The sequence below is a fragment of the Mycobacterium sp. 852002-51961_SCH5331710 genome (assembly GCF_001665535.1).
GTDB lineage: Bacteria > Actinomycetota > Actinomycetes > Mycobacteriales > Mycobacteriaceae > Mycobacterium.
Genome location: NZ_LZSQ01000069.1, coordinates 100,264 through 115,589 on the forward strand (window position 1 = coordinate 100,264; position 15,326 = coordinate 115,589).

Sequence of the window (15,326 nt, forward strand, 5' to 3'; positions counted from 1 at the left end):
GGGTGAACAAGGAGTGATATGAGCGGACCGCAAGGATCTGATCCGACGCAGTCGTGGCCGGGCCAGCAGCCGGACCAGCCTACGGACCAGCCGTCCAGCGATCCATCGGCCAACCAGCAGTGGCAGCCGCAGGGTGGTGACGCGACCCAGGCGGCGCCGAATTGGCAGCCGCCCGCCTACGACCCCTCGCAGCAGGCTCAGCAGTATCCGCAGTACCAGCAGCCGGCGTATCAGCCCCCGCAGCAGTACCCGGGTGGCGAGCAGTACGGCCAGCCCGGATTCCAGCAGCCCGGCCAGTACGCGCAGCCGCACTACGGCCAGCCCTACGCGCAACCCGGACAGACCGGTTATCAGCCCGGCCAGTACGGCGATCAGTCCGGCCAGTTCGGTCAGCAGCCCGGCCAGTACGGCCAGCAGCCGGGGCAGTACGGCCAGTACCCGCAGTACGGCACACCCGGCTCCGAGGACGGTTCCAAGCGCTCACTGGCCGTGATCGGCGGCGTGATCGGCCTGCTGGCGGCGGTCATCGTCGCGGTGGTGCTGGTGCTGGGCTTCTGGAAGCCGGGCTTCTTCGTCACGACCAAGCTCGACATCGACGCCGCGCAGAGCGGGGTGCAGCAGATCCTCACCGACGAGGCCAACGGATACGGCGCCAAGAACGTCAAGGACGTCAAGTGCAACGACGGCCAGAACCCGACCGTTCAAAAGGGCGGCACGTTCGACTGCGAGGTCAGCATCGACGGCACCAAGCGCCAGGTGACGGTCACGTTCCAGGACGACAAGGGCACCTACGAGGTCGGCAGGCCCAAGTAAGCGGTAACCGCTAGCCGTCGAGCCCGTCGAGGGCCTTCTGTAACCGTCCGATCGAGGACGTGACGCCGTACGTCTCGGCGAGCTTGACCACCTTGCGTGGATGCTCGGCGGCCAGCGGCAGCGTGTCGTTCGGCGTCGACCAGTCCAGTTCGGCGTCGGTGGCCACCTTGACCACCGGGGCGGCCGCCTCGATGTAGTCGGCCGCCTTCAACAGCTTGGTCCGGTACGCCTTGCTCATCTTCGACTTCGGGTCGTTGGCCGCGGCGAGGATGTTCTCCAGCGACTTGTGCTGGGCCAGCAGCGTCGCCGCCGTCTTCTCGCCGATGCCGGGCACGCCGGGTAGGCCGTCGCTCGGATCACCGCGCAAAAGGGCGAGCTCGGCGTAGGCGGGGCCCGCCCGGTCGACGGGAACGCCGTACTTCTCGGCCACCTCGACCGGACCCCACTTCGTCGCCTTGGCCAGCCCGCTGCCGAGGTAGAGCACTCGCACCGGCACCGGCTCGTCGCGCACCAGCTGCAGCAGGTCCCGATCGCCGCTGACCACGACGACGGGGTCGCGTTCCTCGCGCGCGGCCAGGGTGCCGAGAACGTCGTCGGCCTCGTGCTCCGCGGCGCCGGCGGTGGGGATGCCGAACGCGTCGAGGATCTCGAAGATCATGTCGACCTGCGGGGTGAGTTCGTCGGGCACCTCCTCGACGTCGGGTTCGCCGTCGGGGTGCTCCTCGAGGACGCGGTGCGCCTTGTAGGACGGGATGAGGTCGACGCGCCACTGCGGCCGCCAGTCGTCGTCGCGGCACACCACCAGCCGCCCGGGACGCTCCCGGGTGATCACCGTCGCCATGGCGTCGAGGAAGCCGCGCAGCGCGTTGACGGGGCGGCCGTCGGGCGCGGTGATCGAGTTGGGCACCCCGAAGTAGGAGCGAAACCACATGCTGGCGCCGTCGAGCAGGACGAGGGGAGCGGCCACGGTCACTGACAGTAGCGCGAAGGTCGAGCGAGCTCGCCACCTATTCGGGCGCGGATTAGCCTGAATCCCATGACGGCCAACCGATTCAGCACCGATGTCTACGCCTCCCGGCTGCGGGCCGCCGCTTCAGCGGCCGCCGATGCAGGTCTCGCGGGGCTGGTCATCACGCCGGGCTACGACCTGCGCTATCTGATCGGTTCACGGGCGCAGACGTTCGAGCGGCTCACGGCCCTGGTGCTGCCTGCCGACGGCGACCCGACCGTCGTGGTGCCCCGGTTGGAATTGGCCGCGCTCAAGGAGTCCGCGGTCCCCGAACTCGGGCTGACGGTGCGCGACTGGGTCGACGGTGACGACCCCTACGCGTTGGTCGGTGATGCGCTCGGTGGTGGAACGCTGACGACCGCCGTCACGGACTCGATGCCCGCCCTGCATCTGCTGCCGCTCGCCGACGTGCTCGGCGCCGTGCCGGTGTTGGCCACCGACGTGCTGCGCCGGCTGCGGATGATCAAGGATCCGGCCGAAATCGACGCGCTGCGCAAGGCCGGGGCCGCGATCGACCGGGTCCACGCGCGGGTCCCCGAATTCCTGGTGCCCGGCCGGACGGAAGCCGACGTCGCCGCCGATATCGCGGAAGCCATTGTCGCCGAGGGACATTCGGAGGTCGCGTTCATCATCGTCGGCTCGGGGCCGCACGGCGCCGACCCGCACCACGAGTGCTCCGACCGCGAACTGCGCGTCGGTGACATCGTGGTCGTCGACATCGGCGGACCCTACGAGCCCGGCTACAACTCCGATTCGACCCGCACCTACAGCATCGGCGAACCGGACGCCGACGTCGCGCGCCGGTACGCGGTGCTGCAGCGCGCCCAGCGGGCGGCGGTCGAGGCCGTGAAGCCGGGCGTCACCGCCGAGCAGGTCGACGCGGCCGCGCGTGACGTGCTGGCCGCCGAGGGACTGGCCGACGCGTTCGTGCACCGCACCGGACACGGCATCGGGCTGTCGGTGCACGAGGAGCCCTACATCGTCGCCGGCAACGCGCTGACCCTCGAGGCGGGGATGGCGTTCTCGGTCGAGCCGGGGATCTACTTTCCCGGCGAGTGGGGCGCGCGGATCGAGGACATCGTGATCGTCACCGCCGACGGGGTCGAGGCGGTGAACAACCGGCCGCACGATCTGGTGGTGGTTCCCGCAGGCCCTGCCGCGACGGCCTGACCCGCGGTCAGTCGGCGACCCGGTCCAACAGGTCCGAGGAGCCCAGCACCCGCTCGATGCGGACCTCTATCACGACGCGTTTCGGGTTCACCCTTGGCGTGCGATACCGCTGCGCGTAGCGCAGTTCGGCGTCGCGCACGGCGTCCGCATCGGTGTTGACCGTGGCCTTGCCCTCCAGCGACAACCACCGCGCACCGTCGACCTGGCTGAGCACCGCGACGCCTTGACGCTCGGCGTTCACCGCCTTCTGGGACCCACCGCTGGTGATCACGCGCGCGATGTGGGTCGCCGGGTCGAACGTGAACCCGACGGCGACGACGTGCGGGGAGTTGTCCGAGCGCAGGGTCGTCAGCATCGCGAGATGACGCTCGGACAGGAACGCGAGCGCGTCGTTGGTGAGCCGGGTGGTCGCCCGGCGGCTGGACTGGGCCATCGGCCTTCACGGTAGCGCAGGACATAATCGCTGCCATGACAGACACGGCTGACGCGCGTCCGCCATTGGTCGTGATTTTCGGCGGTCGCAGCGAAATCGGCCTCGAGGTGGCCACGCGCCTGGCGCCGGGGGCGGCGGTGCTGCTGGCGGCGCGCCGCTCAGACGACCTGATCGCCGAGGTGGCCGCGGTCCGTGCGGCAGGCGCCGCCGCGGTGCACCCGTGTGAGTTCGACGCCGACGACCTCGACTCGCACGGACCGCTCGTCGAGTCGATCGTCGCCGAGCACGGCCCGATCGCCACCGCGGTGCTGGCGTTCGGCATCCTCGGCGACCAGGCCCGCGCGGAGAAGGATCCCGCGCACGCCGCGGCGATCGTGCACACCGATTTCGTCGCCCAGGTCAGCCTGTTGACCGTGCTGGCGGAGACGATGCGCGCCGCGGGTTCCGGAGCCCTCATTGCGTTCTCGTCGGTGGCCGGTGTGCGGGTGCGGCGCGCCAACTACGTGTACGGCTCCGCCAAGGCGGGGCTCGACGGGTTCTGCAGCGGGCTCGCCGACGCGCTGCACGGCTCGGGGGTCCACCTGCTGGTGGTCCGGCCGGGGTTCGTGATCGGCCGCATGACCGAGGGGATGAAGCCCGCGCCGCTGTCGAGCACGCCGGCGCAGGTGGCCGACGCGACCGTCCGTGCGCTGCGCCGTCGCCGCCGCACGGTGTGGGTGCCCGCGCCGCTGGCCCTGCTCGCGTCGGCGTTCCGGATGACGCCGCGGGTCGTCTGGCGAAGGTTGCCGCGATGAGCGCTCGCGCGAAGAGCAGAGGGTTGCGATGAGCGCTTGCGCGAAGAGCAGAGGGTTGTGATGATCATCGTCGTCGGTATCGGCGCCGACGGTATGGCCGGCTTGTCGCCTGCCTCCCGCGCCGAACTCGCCAGGGCCACCGTGGTTTACGGATCGCAGCGCCAACTCGATCTGCTCGACGACAGCGTCACCGCGTCGCGTCGGGAGTGGCCGTCCCCGATGCTGCCCGCGCTGCGCACGCTGCTCGACGATGACGATGCCGATGCCGATGCCGATGCCGACGGCGACGTGCACGTCGTGGCCAGCGGCGACCCGTTGCTGCACGGCGTCGGCAGCTCGCTGATCCGGATCTACGGTCCCGAGCGGGTGACGGTGCTGCCGCACGTGTCGTCGGTGACGTTGGCGTGCTCGCGGATGGGCTGGCCGGTGCAGGACACCGAGGTGATCAGCCTGGTAGGGAGCGAACCGGACACCGCGGTGCGCCGCGGCGGTCAGGCGGTGGTGATGTCGCGCGACGGCTCGACTCCCGCCGCGCTGGCACGTCTGTTGACCGACACCGGCCGCGGCGACTCCGAACTCACCGTGCTCGAACAACTCGGCGGCCCCGCGGAGCGCCGCCGCACGGCCACCGCCCGCGAGTTGGCCGCCCATCCGCCGGGCGACGTCGACGACCTCAACGTGATCACGGTGCGCTACCTGCCCGACGAGCGACGGCTCGGGGTGCTGCCCGACGACGTGTACGCCAACGACGGTCAGATCACCAAGCAGCCGGTGCGCGCGATCACGCTGGCGGCGCTCGCGCCGCGCCCGGGGCAGATGCTCTGGGACGTCGGTGCGGGGTCGGGCAGTATCGCGATCGAATGGTGCCGCAGCGGAACCGGTTGTCGGGCCGTGGCGTTCGAACGCGACGAGGAGCGCCGCAAACGCATCGTCGACAACGCGCTGGCGTTGGGCGCCCGGGTGGAGGTGCAGTTCGACGCGCCGGAGTCGTTCGACTTCGTGCCCCCGCCGGACACGATCTTCGTCGGGGGCGGTATCACTCAACCGGGACTGCTGGAGGCGTGCTTCGACCGGTTGGTGTCCGGCGGTCGGCTCGTCGCCAACGCCGTCACCGTCGAGTCCGAGGGGCTTGTCGCCCAGTGGTATTCCCGATACGGCGGCGAGCTACAGCGGTTCGCGCACTACCGCGGGGAGGCGCTCGGCGGGTTCACCGGCTGGCGGCCCGCGATGCCGGTGACGCAGTGGGTGGTGACCAAACCATGACCGTCTACTTCATCGGCGCGGGCCCCGGCGCGGCCGACCTGATCACCGTTCGCGGGCAACGGCTGCTGCAGCGCTGCCCGGTGTGCCTGTACGCCGGTTCGATCATGCCCGGCGATCTGCTCGCGCTGTGCCCGCCGGGCGCCCGCGTCATCGACACCGGCCCGTTGACGCTCGACCAGATCGTCGACGAGCTCGCCGCCGCGCACGCCGCAGGGCTTGACGTGGCGCGCCTGCATTCCGGCGACCCGTCGATCTACAGCGCGCTGGCCGAACAGTGCCGCCGCCTCGACGATCTCGGTGTGGACTACGAAATCGTGCCCGGTGTCCCGGCGTTCGCCGCGGCCGCCGCCGCGCTGGGCCGCGAGCTGACGGTTCCCGGTGTCGCGCAGACAGTCACGCTGACGCGAGTGGCGACGCTGTCGACCGCGATGCCCCCGGGCGAGGATCTGCGTACGCTGTCGGCGCCGGGCGCCACGCTGGTGCTGCACCTGGCGGCCGCGCAGATCGACGCGATCGTCCCCGAGCTGCTCGCCGGCGGCTATCGGCCGGAAACGCCCTGCGCGGTGGTCGCGTTCGCGTCGTGGCCGCAGCAGCAGGTGGTGCGCTGCACGCTGGCCGATCTCGCCGAGCAGACGAAGGCGGCGGGCATCACCCGCACCGCGGTCATCGTGGTGGGCGATGTACTGGGTGCCGAGGGCTTCGCCGACAGCTATCTGTACTCGTCGGGACGGGTCCGCCGGGGACGGCACTGATGCGAATCCTGTTGTTGGGTGGCACATCGGAGGGCCGTGAGCTCGCCGCGCGGCTACATCCCGAGGTCGAGGTGATCAGCTCGCTCGCGGGCCGGGTGCCCGACCCCGCGCTACCGGTCGGCGAGGTGCGCATCGGCGGATTCGGTGGCGTCGACGGCCTGCGGCGCTGGTTGCGCGACGAGCGCGTCGACGCCGTCGTCGACGCCACGCACCCGTACGCGGCGACGATGACCGCTCACGCGGCCGCGGTGTGCGCCGAACTCGAGGTGCCGCATCTGGTGCTGGCCAGGCCGGCCTGGCCGCCCGGCGACGCGACGGTCGTCGCCGATGATGTCCAGGCGGCCAAAGTCGTTGCGGCTCAGGGTTATCAGCGCGTGTTCCTGACCACCGGGCGCTCCGGTGCCGCGGCGTTCAAGGACGTCGACGCGTGGTTTCTGATCCGCGCCGTCACCCCGCCCGACGCGGCGGACCTGCCGTCGCGGCATCAGGTCGTGCTGTCTCGCGGACCGTACTGCTACGACGGCGAACTGGCACTGCTGCGTGAGCACCGCGTCGACGCGCTGGTCACGAAGAACAGCGGCGGGTCGATGACGCGGCCGAAGCTCGACGCCGCGGGGGACCTGGGGGTCGCGGTGGTGATGGTGGACCGCCCGCCGCTGCCGGCCGGGGCGGCGATCGTCGCATCGGTGGACGAGGCGGTCGACTGGGTCACCAGTAGGAGTTGATCAACTCCAGCGTCCCCAGTTCGCGGATGGCCTGGCAGCCGCGGCTCAGCATGACGAGCATCATCTCGTCGCCGCGCTCGGTCGTCGACGCGAAGGCCGTGCCCAGCGCGACGAGCAGCGGCGCCTGCACCAGCCCGAGTCGGTAGTCGTTCCAACAGGTCTCGAGGTCATAATCCTCGACGCCGTAACCGATCAGCGCGCGGTGGTAGTGCTCGACGAGGTCCCGCTCGATCTCGGCGCGCACCGCGGGGTCGAGGCTCGTCGCGGTGAAGTACGCGAGGTCCCGTCCCGGCAGGCCGATGCCGATGGTCTGCCAGTCGACCACGGTGATGCGGGTGCGATCCGGGTCGAACAGCATGTTGTCCAGCCGGTAGTCGCCGTGCATCAGGGCGTAGCGGCCGGGTTCGGCCATCAACCAGTTCGTCACCGAAGCCATTGCGGCCGAGAGAGTTTCCTGATCCGCGGGCGTGATTTGGGAACCGAGCCGGTCGATGACGATGTCGGCGGCCATCTTGCACACGTCGCCCATGCCCTTGGCGGCCTCGACGTCGCCCGGTTTGGGCATCACGATCGCGGACAGGTCCACCCACTCGGGCGCACACCAGCTCGGGCCGTGCAGCCCGGCCAGCGCTTCGACGGCCAACCGGGCCTCGGTCGGACTGCAGCCGGCGATCTGGTCGCCCTGCACCGCGGGGGCCATATCGGCGAGCAGCAGCACGACGTCGGCACCGTCATCGGAGATGTTCTGGTAGTAGCTGCGCGGCACCGGGATTCGCATCCGACCGGCGATCAGCGAGTAGAACTCGACCTCGGACCGGTAGCCGAGCGCCACCCGCTCCCGCACCGCGTCGTCCTGGGCGGACAACTTGATCGCGAACGACCGGGGCAGGTCGGTGGTCCCGCCGTACGTCGCCGCGACGCGGTACGTCGCTCCGGTCTGACCCGTCCCGATGGGCGTCACCTCGACCGTGTCGACGTCTGTCCGCAGCACTGATCCCAGCCACGCCGCCGTTACGTCTTCGGGGCCGCGTGGAATGGCGAGAACGGATGTCACGCGCCGGACATTAACACTCCCCGGCGGGGTCAGAGCCGTCTGAGGCGCAATCGCCAGGCCACCGGCCCGCGTTCGAGGTACTCGACCGAGATCCTGCCCGACGTGCGGTCGTGCAGTTGCCCCAGTAGCGGCACCGGATCGTGATGAGCGACCAGCACCAGGGCGCCACCGACAGGTACCGCATCGAACGCTCCGAACACCGTCGCATGGCGGATCGAATGCGGCACCTCACGCACGTCGAGCACCGGATCGTCGGCATCGGACTCGCCGCAACCGCACTGATGCTGATCACCCGCCTCGGCATGGTCGTGGCCGCCCAGCAGTTCGTGCATCCCGCCGACGGCCTCGGCCAGAGAGCATTCCGGGTCGGCGGCCACGATCGGCAGGATCCGATCGTTCTCGTCGATCAGGTGAGCGTCGAATACCACTTGCAGCGCCTGAGCCGCCGCTGCGGCGCGGACCGGTGACTTCTCGGTGCGGATCCGGTCGATCAGGCCACCGATGACACGGTGCACGGCGATCATCGACTCGATCAGCGGCCTGGCCCGCTCCGTACGGGCGGCGGCGGGGTACAGGCGGGCCTCTTCGGCCGCGGCGTGGGGCAGCAGTTCACCGGTCAGGAACTCGGTGGCGGCGGCCCGCGCGGCCTCGAAATCGGCGCCGCGCTCGGCCGCTGACAACATCGCGTCGGTGAGTGCCCGCAGATGTCCCGCCAGTTCGGCGTGATGGTTCTTGACGGTTTCCGCCGCCTCTGCGTCGGCCGACGTGGACGCGACGATCACCTCGTTGACTGTCATGGTCGGGCTCCCTTCGGCTGTTCTGGTCGGACACCCAACAATTTACTACAATAATTTCCGTGTTAAATAGAGGCTCGTCTCTCGGACCCGCGCCCGCGCCCACGGCCGCCGGAGACGTACCGCTGTCGGGTCAGCGGCTGCGGGTGCTCGAGTACGTTCGGGCAAATGCCCCGGCCCGTACGGTCGATGCGGCCGAGAGTCTCGGGCTGCATCGGAACACCGTGCGCGAGCACCTCGATGCGCTGGTCGACCACGGTCTCGTCGAGCGCAGCACGGAACCCGCCGCGGGCCGTGGCCGGCCTGCCGCGCTGTATCGGCCGTTCGCCGCCGACCCTGGCGTGGTGGCCCGCGACTACGCGGGGCTGGCCACCGCCCTTGCCGGACACATCGCCCGCACCAGCGCCGACCCGGAGCGGGTGGCCCGCAGCGCAGGCGTCGAGTGGGGGCGCGAACTGGCCGGGGAGACCGCCGACACCGATGACGACCGGCGACAGGCGGTGCTCGACGCGCTGGCCCGGCTGGGCTTCGCCCCGGACGACGACGACGACGGCGCCCGGCGCGGCGTGGCGCTGCGCCGTTGTCCGCTGCTCGAGGCGGCCCGGCGTTACCCGAGCGTGGTCTGCCAGGTGCATCTCGGCATCGTCGAGGGCTTGCTGCAGAGCATGGACGCGCCCACCGGGCCGGGCCTCGAACTGATCCCGTTCGCCGAGCCAGGTGCTTGCCGGTTGTTCCTACCGGACCTTCTCGTGGAACAGGGCGACTGAGATGACCGGTGGTCCGATTCCGCTTCGGGCCCTGCTGCTGGTGCCCGGCGGATTCGCGCTGGTGGCCGGTCTGGACGCGGGGCTGTTGCGACTCGGGCTACCCGCGCCGGTCGAGAGCGCCCGGTTGTCCGAGGTGCACGGCATCGTGCTGGTGCTGGGGTTCGTCGGCACCGTGATCGCGGTGGAACGTGCCGTCGCGGCGGGGCGGCGTTGGTGCTATCTCGCCCCTGCCTTCCTCGGGCTGGGCGCGGTTCTACTGGTAAGCCCGGCCCCGCGACACCTCGCCGACTCCGCCTTGCTGGCCGGAGCCGCGCTGCTGGTGGCGGTGTACGTACCGCTATGGCGGCGAAGCTGGGACACGGCGGTGTTGGTGCAGGCCGCGGGCGCGGTGCTGGCCACCGGAGCGGCCTTGCTGTCGGCGGCGGGTCTGCCGACGCCCGACCTGCTGGGGTGGCTGGCCGGCTTCCTCATCCTGACCATCGCGGGGGAGCGACTCGAATTGGCGCGGGTGGCACTGTTCGGCACCCGCGCCGAACTCCTGCTCGGCACGGTGGCGGCGGCGTTGGTCCTCGGTGCGCTCGCGCAATTCCTCTGGCCGACAGCCGCTTTCGCGTTACTGGGTGCCGCGGTGCTGGGGATCACTCTCTGGCTCTTTCGTTTTGACGTGACCAGGCGCACCATCCACACGACCGGGCTGACGCGTTACATGGCGGTGTGCCTGCTGGCGGGCTACGTGTGGCTGCTGGTGCCCGGGCTGGCCTGGCTGCTGGTCGGCCGGGTGAAGTCCGGTGCCGGGTACGACGCGGTCGTACACGCGGTCATGCTCGGGTTCGTGCTGTCGATGATCATGGCGCACGCACCGGTCATCCTGCCCGCGGTGATGCGCCGCGCGCTGCCGTACACCCCGCTGATGTACGGGCCGGTCGCGTTGCTGCACGCGTCGTTGCTGTTGCGGGTGGCGATCGGTGACGTGCGTGGTGTCGAGTGGGCGGTGCAGGCCGGGGGCGCGCTCAACATCGTGGCGGTGCTTGCGTTCGTCGGGATTGCCGCCCACGCCGCCTCGCGTCGGAGAATCAGGGTGCCGGTATGAACAGGGGTCCATGGCATCTGCGCGTCGGGTCGATCGTATTCGCCTGGCTGGCAGCAATTTTCGTGGTGTCGCTCATCCACCGGTCGCTGCCGCTATCCGGCTGGCTGCTGATTCATCTGCTCGGCCTTGGCGCGGCGGGTAACGCAATCCTCATCTGGAGTCGCCACTTCACCGACGCGCTGCTGCGCCGTCCACCCGATTCGTCGCGGGCCGGGCAGGCGTGGCGCATCGCGGCGTTCAACGTCGGTGCGGTCGCGGTGGTCGTTGGTATGCCCGCTGGCATGTGGGCGGTGGTACTGGCCGGTGGCATCGCGGTCGCCGTCGTGGCGCTGGCCCACGTCGTGACGCTGGTGCGGCAGTTGCGCAGCGCGCTGCCCTCACGCTTCGGCCACACCGTGCGCTATTACGTCGCTGCGGCAGCACTGCTTTCGGTTGGGGCCGGGCTCGGCATCGCGATGGCCAACCCGAACCTGTCCGGCGCCCTGCATGAGCGGTTGCTCATCGCGCACGCGGCGGTGAACCTGTTCGGTTGGGTCGGTCTCTCCGTGCTCGGCACCTTGGTGACGCTGTGGCCGACCATGCTGCGCACCCGGATGGCCGACGGCGTCGAGGTCGCCGCTCGCCGCGGATTGCCCGCGCTCGTAGGCGGGTTGGGTCTGACGGTGTTCGGAGCGGTAGTGGGTTCGCCGGCGGTGACGGCGGCCGGGGCGTTCGGTTACCTCGCTGCGGCCGGTTACGTCCTGTGGCCCCACCTCGATGAGATACGCCGCAAGCTTCCGGGAGCCTTCGCGACGCTGTCCGTGCTCGCCGGCGTGGGGTGGCTGCTGGGCTCGCTGGTGTACACCGTGGTTGCCTTCGCCACCGCGCCCACGTGGCCCGCGCTGCTCGACAGGGCCGCCCCGCTGACCGTGACGGTGCTCGCCGGCTTCCTGGTGCAGGTGCTGCTGGGAGCGCTGACCTACCTGACGACCATTGTGGCCGGCGGCCGCGCCGCCGCGATCGTGGCCGCTGCCGAACTGGAGCGCGGTGCGCCTTGGCGGCTGGCGGTCGCCAACTTCGCGCTGTTGTTGTGTGTGCTGCCGGCACCAAGCCTGGTGCGGGTGGCCGCCTCCGTGCTGGTGCTGGTGGCGTATGCCACGTTCCTGCCGCTGCTCGTGCGGGCGGTGTGGCAGGCACGCAAGAACCGCGATACGCCGTCGACGCCGGGACCGCCCCCGTCGGGCCCACCGGTGCGGTATCGAGTCGGGGTGGCGGCCGCCGGGCTGGGTGTGGTGGTGTTGACGGCTGCCGCCGCGGTGGCGGCCGACCCCGCTGCGGTCGGCTTCGCCACGACACCACCGGCGTCCGTCGCCTCCACAGGAGCGACCACCGAAGTCGAGGTGCATATCGAAGGCATGCGCTATGTACCCGCCACCATCGAGGTGCCGACCGGAAACCGGTTGGTGATCACCCTCGTCAACACCGGTTCCGACCACCACGATCTGGTGTTGTCGAACGGCACCTCCACCGGGCGCCTCGCTGTCGGCGAGACCGCCGTGCTCGACGCCGGGGTGATCGGCGCCGACCTGGACGGCTGGTGCTCGGTGGCCGGGCACCGGCAGATGGGCATGACCATGACGGTGCGCGCGGCGGGTGCCCCCGCCCCACCCGGCGTGCACGCGGGACATCACGACACCGCAGCGCCGTCGATTGGCGCCGACGACATCGCGCGCAGCATCGGTGCTACGCCGGGTCCAGGGTTCGTGCCGCGTGACCCGGCGCTGACGGCGGTGACGCCGGACCACCGCATCACCCTGCCCGTGACCGAAATGCAGCGGGAGATCTCGCCGGGAATCACCCAGCGGCTGTGGACGTTCGGCGGTACGGCCCCGGGGCCGACGCTGCGGGGCAAGGTCGGTGATGTCTTCGAGGTCACGCTCGTCAACGACGGCACGATCGGGCACTCGATCGACTTCCATGCCGGGGCGCTCGCCCCCGACGTGCCGATGCGCACGATCCAACCGGGCGAACGCCTCGTCTACCGGTTCACCGCGACGCGGGCCGGGTTGTGGATGTATCACTGTTCGACGATGCCGATGTCGGTGCACATCGCCAACGGCATGTTCGGCGCTGTCGTCATCGACCCGCCGGACCTACCGGCGGTCGATCGCGAGTACCTGCTCGTCCAGTCCGAGTACTATCTCGGTCCGCCGGGCGGCGAAGTCGACGCCGCCAAGGTGGTCGCCGAAAAGCCAGACCTCGTGGTCTTCAACGGCTACGCGAACCAGTACGACCACGCGCCGCTGACAGCCCGGGTCGGGGAGCGCGTGCGGATCTGGGTGCTGGCCGCCGGGCCGAACCGGGGGAGTTCCTTCCACGTGGTCGGCGGCCAGTTCGACACCGTGTGGTCCGAGGGCGACTACCGGTTGAGACCCGGTCCCGGTGGCGCGCAGACGCTCGGATTGTCCACTGCTCAAGGCGGATTCGTCGAGCTGAGCTTCGATCAGCCCGGGCACTACCCGCTCGTCACGCATGCGATGGTCGACGCCGAACGCGGCGCGCACGGGGTCATCGAGGTCGCGCCTCAGGCCGGGTAGCGCCGCGGCGTGAAGACCCGATCGCCGTCGTCGGTGTACCACTGGGTCTGCGAGGAGCCGATGATCAGCAGGCAGCGCATGTCGACGTCGGCAGGGTCGAGGTCCGCCAGGCGCACCACCTTGACCTCCTCGCTGGGACCGGACACGTCGCGGCCGATCACCACCGGGATGCCCGGATCGCGGTGTTCGAGCAGCAGATCGCGCATCGCGCCGACCTGCCACCGGCGTGTCTTCGACGCCGGGTTGTAGATGGCCAGCACCAGGTCGGCCTGTGCGGCGGCGGTCAACCGCGCGGCGATCACGTCCCACGGCTTGAGCCGGTCCGACAGCGAGATCACGGCATAGTCGTGTCCCAGCGGTGCGCCGACCCGGCTGGCGACGGCCTGCGCGGCGGTCATCGCCGGAACCACCCGCACCGAGACACCCGGCCACTGTTTGGCCTCCTCGAGCACCGCGGTCGCCATCGCGAAGACGCCCGGGTCGCCGGAGGACACCACCGCGACGGCGCGGCCTTGTTCGGCGAGCGTGCACGCCAGCCGGGCGCGGGCGGGTTCGTCGGTGTTGTCGCTGGGGTGCTTGCGTTGACCGGTGCGGTTGCCGACCCGGTCGAGGTAGGGGCCGTAGCCGATGAGGTCGGTGGCCGCGGCGAGTTCGCGACGGCACTGCGGGGTCGTCCAATCGGTGCTGCCCGGGCCGAGCCCGACCACCGCGACGCTGCCGCTCACCGCATCGCGGTCGCGCCGGCCCGGCAGCATCGCGAGCGAGAAGTACGGGACGGTGGTGTCGTCGACCTCGCCGGCGCCGAGCACCCGTTGCTGCGGCGTGCTGGCCCGCTCGACGTAGAAGGCGTCGTCCAGCCGGCCGGCCGCCGAGAGTGCCTCGCGCACAGCAGGATACGACCGTCCCAGCTTGAGCATCACCGCCGCGTCGGTGTCCGAAAGCCGACGGTGGAGCTCGTCGGCGGGCAGCGTGCCCGGCAGGATCGTCAGCACCTCGTCACCCTGGACGAGGGGAGTGGCCACCGCCGCCGACGCCGCGCTCACCGACGTCACCCCGGGCACGATCACCGCGTCGAACCGTTCGGTGAGCCGGGTGTGCATGTGCATGTAGGAGCTGTAGAACAGCGGGTCACCCTCGGCCAGCAGCGCCACGTTGCGCCCTGCCTCCAGATGGGCGGCGATGCGGTCGGCGGCCTCGCGGTAGAAGTCCTCCATCGCGCCGGCGTAGCCGCCGGGGTGGTCGGTGGTCTCGGTCGTCACCGGGTAGACGAGATGCTCCTCGATCTGACCGGGACGCAGATACGGCTCCGCGATGCCGCGCGCGATGCTCTTACCGTGCCTGGCGCTGTGGTACGCGACGACGTCGGCCTCGCCGATCACCCGCGCGGCCTTGACGGTGACCAGTTCGGGGTCGCCGGGTCCCAGCCCGACGCCCCAAAGCGTTCCTCGCGTCGCGCTCATTCTCGATCACTGGCAATCGCGTTGACGGCCGCGGCGGCCATCGCGCTGCCGCCGCGACGACCCGTCACCACGAGATACGACATCCCGCGGGGGCGGTCGATGAGTTCCTGCTTGGACTGGGCCGAGCCGACGAAGCCGACAGGACCGCCAAGCACCGCCGCAGGGGTCGGCGCGCCGTCGTCGACGAGCTCGAGCAGCCGGAACAGCGCCGTCGGCGCGTTGCCGATCGCCAGCACCGCGCCGCCGAGCCGGTCCGCCCACAGGTCGACGGCCGCTGCGGAGCGGGTGGTGCCCAGGCGGGCGGCGAGGTCCGGCGCGCGGGGGTCGGCCACCAGCGAGACCACCTCGTTGTCGGCGGGCAGCCGCGATCTGGTGATGCCGGCGGCGACCATCGACGAGTCGCACAGAATCGGGGCTCCGGCCCTCAGCGCCGAGTGGGTGGCGGCGACGACGTCGTCGCTGTACGCGACGTGGTCGGCGACATCGACCTGGCCGCAGGTGTGGATCAGCCGCACGACGACCCGGGCCACGTCGTCGGGGAATCGCGCCAGGTCCGCCTCGTCGCGAATCGTCGCGAACGACTGCCGGTAGATCTCCCCGGCGTCGCGGATGTAGTCGAGCACGCG

Annotated in this window: 15 protein-coding genes; 9 read left to right on the top strand and 6 right to left on the bottom strand. The window is 70.7% G+C overall.

Annotated features, from left to right (window positions below):
* Window positions 1-18: 18 nt before the first annotated feature.
* Entirely contained in the window at window positions 19-813 is a 795-nt protein-coding gene (locus A5752_RS11805; protein WP_067085294.1) for a DUF4333 domain-containing protein, read from the top strand.
* A gap of 10 nt (window positions 814-823) precedes the next feature.
* Here A5752_RS11805 and A5752_RS11810 read toward each other — a convergent pair whose 3' ends face one another.
* Entirely contained in the window at window positions 824-1,780 is a 957-nt protein-coding gene (locus A5752_RS11810) for a 5'-3' exonuclease (protein WP_067085436.1), read from the bottom strand.
* A gap of 69 nt (window positions 1,781-1,849) precedes the next feature.
* On the opposite strand from A5752_RS11810, the gene A5752_RS11815 reads away from it, so the two are divergent.
* Window positions 1,850-2,992, top strand: coding sequence for a M24 family metallopeptidase (locus tag A5752_RS11815; RefSeq protein WP_067085296.1), 1,143 nt, complete (start codon window positions 1,850-1,852; stop codon window positions 2,990-2,992).
* 7 nt (window positions 2,993-2,999) lie between these two features.
* On the opposite strand, the gene A5752_RS11820 is transcribed toward A5752_RS11815, so the two are convergent.
* Window positions 3,000-3,425, bottom strand: coding sequence for a F420-dependent biliverdin reductase (locus A5752_RS11820; protein WP_067085298.1), 426 nt, complete (start codon window positions 3,423-3,425; stop codon window positions 3,000-3,002).
* Between the two features lie 35 nt (window positions 3,426-3,460).
* On the opposite strand from A5752_RS11820, the gene dprE2 reads away from it, so the two are divergent.
* Genes dprE2 through A5752_RS11840 form a run of 4 tightly spaced genes read left to right on the top strand, consistent with a single transcriptional unit; the run spans window position 3,461 to window position 6,959 of the window.
* The gene (gene dprE2 / locus A5752_RS11825) at window positions 3,461-4,219 is read left to right on the top strand and encodes a decaprenylphospho-beta-D-erythro-pentofuranosid-2-ulose 2-reductase (RefSeq protein ID WP_067085300.1); all 759 of its coding nucleotides are present in this window, start codon (window positions 3,461-3,463) and stop codon (window positions 4,217-4,219) included.
* Between the two features lie 60 nt (window positions 4,220-4,279).
* Entirely contained in the window at window positions 4,280-5,482 is a 1,203-nt protein-coding gene (cbiE, locus tag A5752_RS11830; protein ID WP_082963846.1) for a precorrin-6y C5,15-methyltransferase (decarboxylating) subunit CbiE, read from the top strand.
* Window positions 5,479-6,234: a precorrin-4 C(11)-methyltransferase gene (cobM, locus tag A5752_RS11835; RefSeq protein ID WP_067085302.1), complete on the top strand. Its 756-nt coding sequence runs from the start codon at window positions 5,479-5,481 to the stop codon at window positions 6,232-6,234. The genes cbiE and cobM overlap by 4 nt, the downstream gene beginning before the upstream one ends.
* Window positions 6,234-6,959, top strand: a complete 726-nt coding sequence (locus A5752_RS11840; RefSeq protein ID WP_067085304.1) for a cobalt-precorrin-6A reductase — start codon at window positions 6,234-6,236, stop codon at window positions 6,957-6,959. Before cobM ends, A5752_RS11840 begins: the two co-directional genes overlap by 1 nt.
* Here the strand turns inward: A5752_RS11840 and A5752_RS11845 are convergent.
* Together A5752_RS11845 and A5752_RS11850 are read right to left on the bottom strand one after the other, a co-directional pair.
* Window positions 6,943-8,013 (bottom strand): phosphotransferase family protein, encoded by a 1,071-nt coding sequence (locus A5752_RS11845; RefSeq protein ID WP_067085306.1) that lies wholly within the window; start codon window positions 8,011-8,013, stop codon window positions 6,943-6,945. The two genes, A5752_RS11840 and A5752_RS11845, sit on opposite strands and share 17 nt — an antisense overlap.
* 29 nt (window positions 8,014-8,042) lie before the next feature.
* Window positions 8,043-8,810, bottom strand: a complete 768-nt coding sequence (locus A5752_RS11850) for a DUF2249 domain-containing protein (RefSeq protein ID WP_067085308.1) — start codon at window positions 8,808-8,810, stop codon at window positions 8,043-8,045.
* A 59-nt stretch (window positions 8,811-8,869) separates the two neighbouring features.
* Here A5752_RS11850 and A5752_RS11855 point away from each other — a divergent pair, with 59 nt between their 5' ends.
* The 3 genes from A5752_RS11855 to A5752_RS11865 are packed head-to-tail and all read left to right on the top strand — an operon-like array spanning window position 8,870 to window position 13,240.
* The gene (locus A5752_RS11855; RefSeq protein WP_067085310.1) at window positions 8,870-9,574 is read left to right on the top strand and encodes a helix-turn-helix transcriptional regulator; all 705 of its coding nucleotides are present in this window, start codon (window positions 8,870-8,872) and stop codon (window positions 9,572-9,574) included.
* A 1-nt stretch (window position 9,575) separates the two neighbouring features.
* Window positions 9,576-10,664, top strand: coding sequence for a DUF8744 domain-containing protein (locus A5752_RS11860; RefSeq protein WP_067085312.1), 1,089 nt, complete (start codon window positions 9,576-9,578; stop codon window positions 10,662-10,664).
* Window positions 10,661-13,240 carry a multicopper oxidase domain-containing protein gene (locus A5752_RS11865; protein WP_067085314.1) on the top strand — a complete coding sequence of 860 codons (2,580 nt, stop codon included), beginning with the start codon at window positions 10,661-10,663 and terminating at the stop codon, window positions 13,238-13,240. The genes A5752_RS11860 and A5752_RS11865 overlap by 4 nt, the downstream gene beginning before the upstream one ends.
* Here A5752_RS11865 and A5752_RS11870 read toward each other — a convergent pair.
* Together A5752_RS11870 and A5752_RS11875 are read right to left on the bottom strand one after the other, a co-directional pair.
* A complete protein-coding gene (locus A5752_RS11870) occupies window positions 13,228-14,700 on the bottom strand; it encodes a precorrin-2 C(20)-methyltransferase (RefSeq protein ID WP_067085316.1) in 1,473 nt (490 codons plus the stop codon). The genes A5752_RS11865 and A5752_RS11870 overlap by 13 nt on opposite strands.
* Window positions 14,697-15,323: a precorrin-8X methylmutase gene (locus tag A5752_RS11875; RefSeq protein ID WP_067085318.1), complete on the bottom strand. Its 627-nt coding sequence runs from the start codon at window positions 15,321-15,323 to the stop codon at window positions 14,697-14,699. Before A5752_RS11875 ends, A5752_RS11870 begins: the two co-directional genes overlap by 4 nt.
* Window positions 15,324-15,326: the final 3 nt, after the last annotated feature.

Bases quoted from the DNA above. Each gene is read 5' to 3' on its own strand.
- A5752_RS11805 (WP_067085294.1), top strand. From the start codon at position 19: ATGAGCGGACCGCAAGGATCTGATCCGACGCAGTCGTGGCCGGGCCAG.
- A5752_RS11815 (WP_067085296.1), top strand. From the start codon at position 1,850: ATGACGGCCAACCGATTCAGCACCGATGTCTACGCCTCCCGGCTGCGG.
- A5752_RS11820 (WP_067085298.1), bottom strand. From the start codon at position 3,425: ATGGCCCAGTCCAGCCGCCGGGCGACCACCCGGCTCACCAACGACGCG.
- dprE2 (WP_067085300.1), top strand. From the start codon at position 3,461: ATGACAGACACGGCTGACGCGCGTCCGCCATTGGTCGTGATTTTCGGC.
- cbiE (WP_082963846.1), top strand. From the start codon at position 4,280: ATGATCATCGTCGTCGGTATCGGCGCCGACGGTATGGCCGGCTTGTCG.
- cobM (WP_067085302.1), top strand. From the start codon at position 5,479: ATGACCGTCTACTTCATCGGCGCGGGCCCCGGCGCGGCCGACCTGATC.
- A5752_RS11840 (WP_067085304.1), top strand. From the start codon at position 6,234: ATGCGAATCCTGTTGTTGGGTGGCACATCGGAGGGCCGTGAGCTCGCC.
- A5752_RS11850 (WP_067085308.1), bottom strand. From the start codon at position 8,810: ATGACAGTCAACGAGGTGATCGTCGCGTCCACGTCGGCCGACGCAGAG.
- A5752_RS11860 (WP_067085312.1), top strand. From the start codon at position 9,576: ATGACCGGTGGTCCGATTCCGCTTCGGGCCCTGCTGCTGGTGCCCGGC.
- A5752_RS11865 (WP_067085314.1), top strand. From the start codon at position 10,661: ATGAACAGGGGTCCATGGCATCTGCGCGTCGGGTCGATCGTATTCGCC.
- A5752_RS11870 (WP_067085316.1), bottom strand. From the start codon at position 14,700: ATGAGCGCGACGCGAGGAACGCTTTGGGGCGTCGGGCTGGGACCCGGC.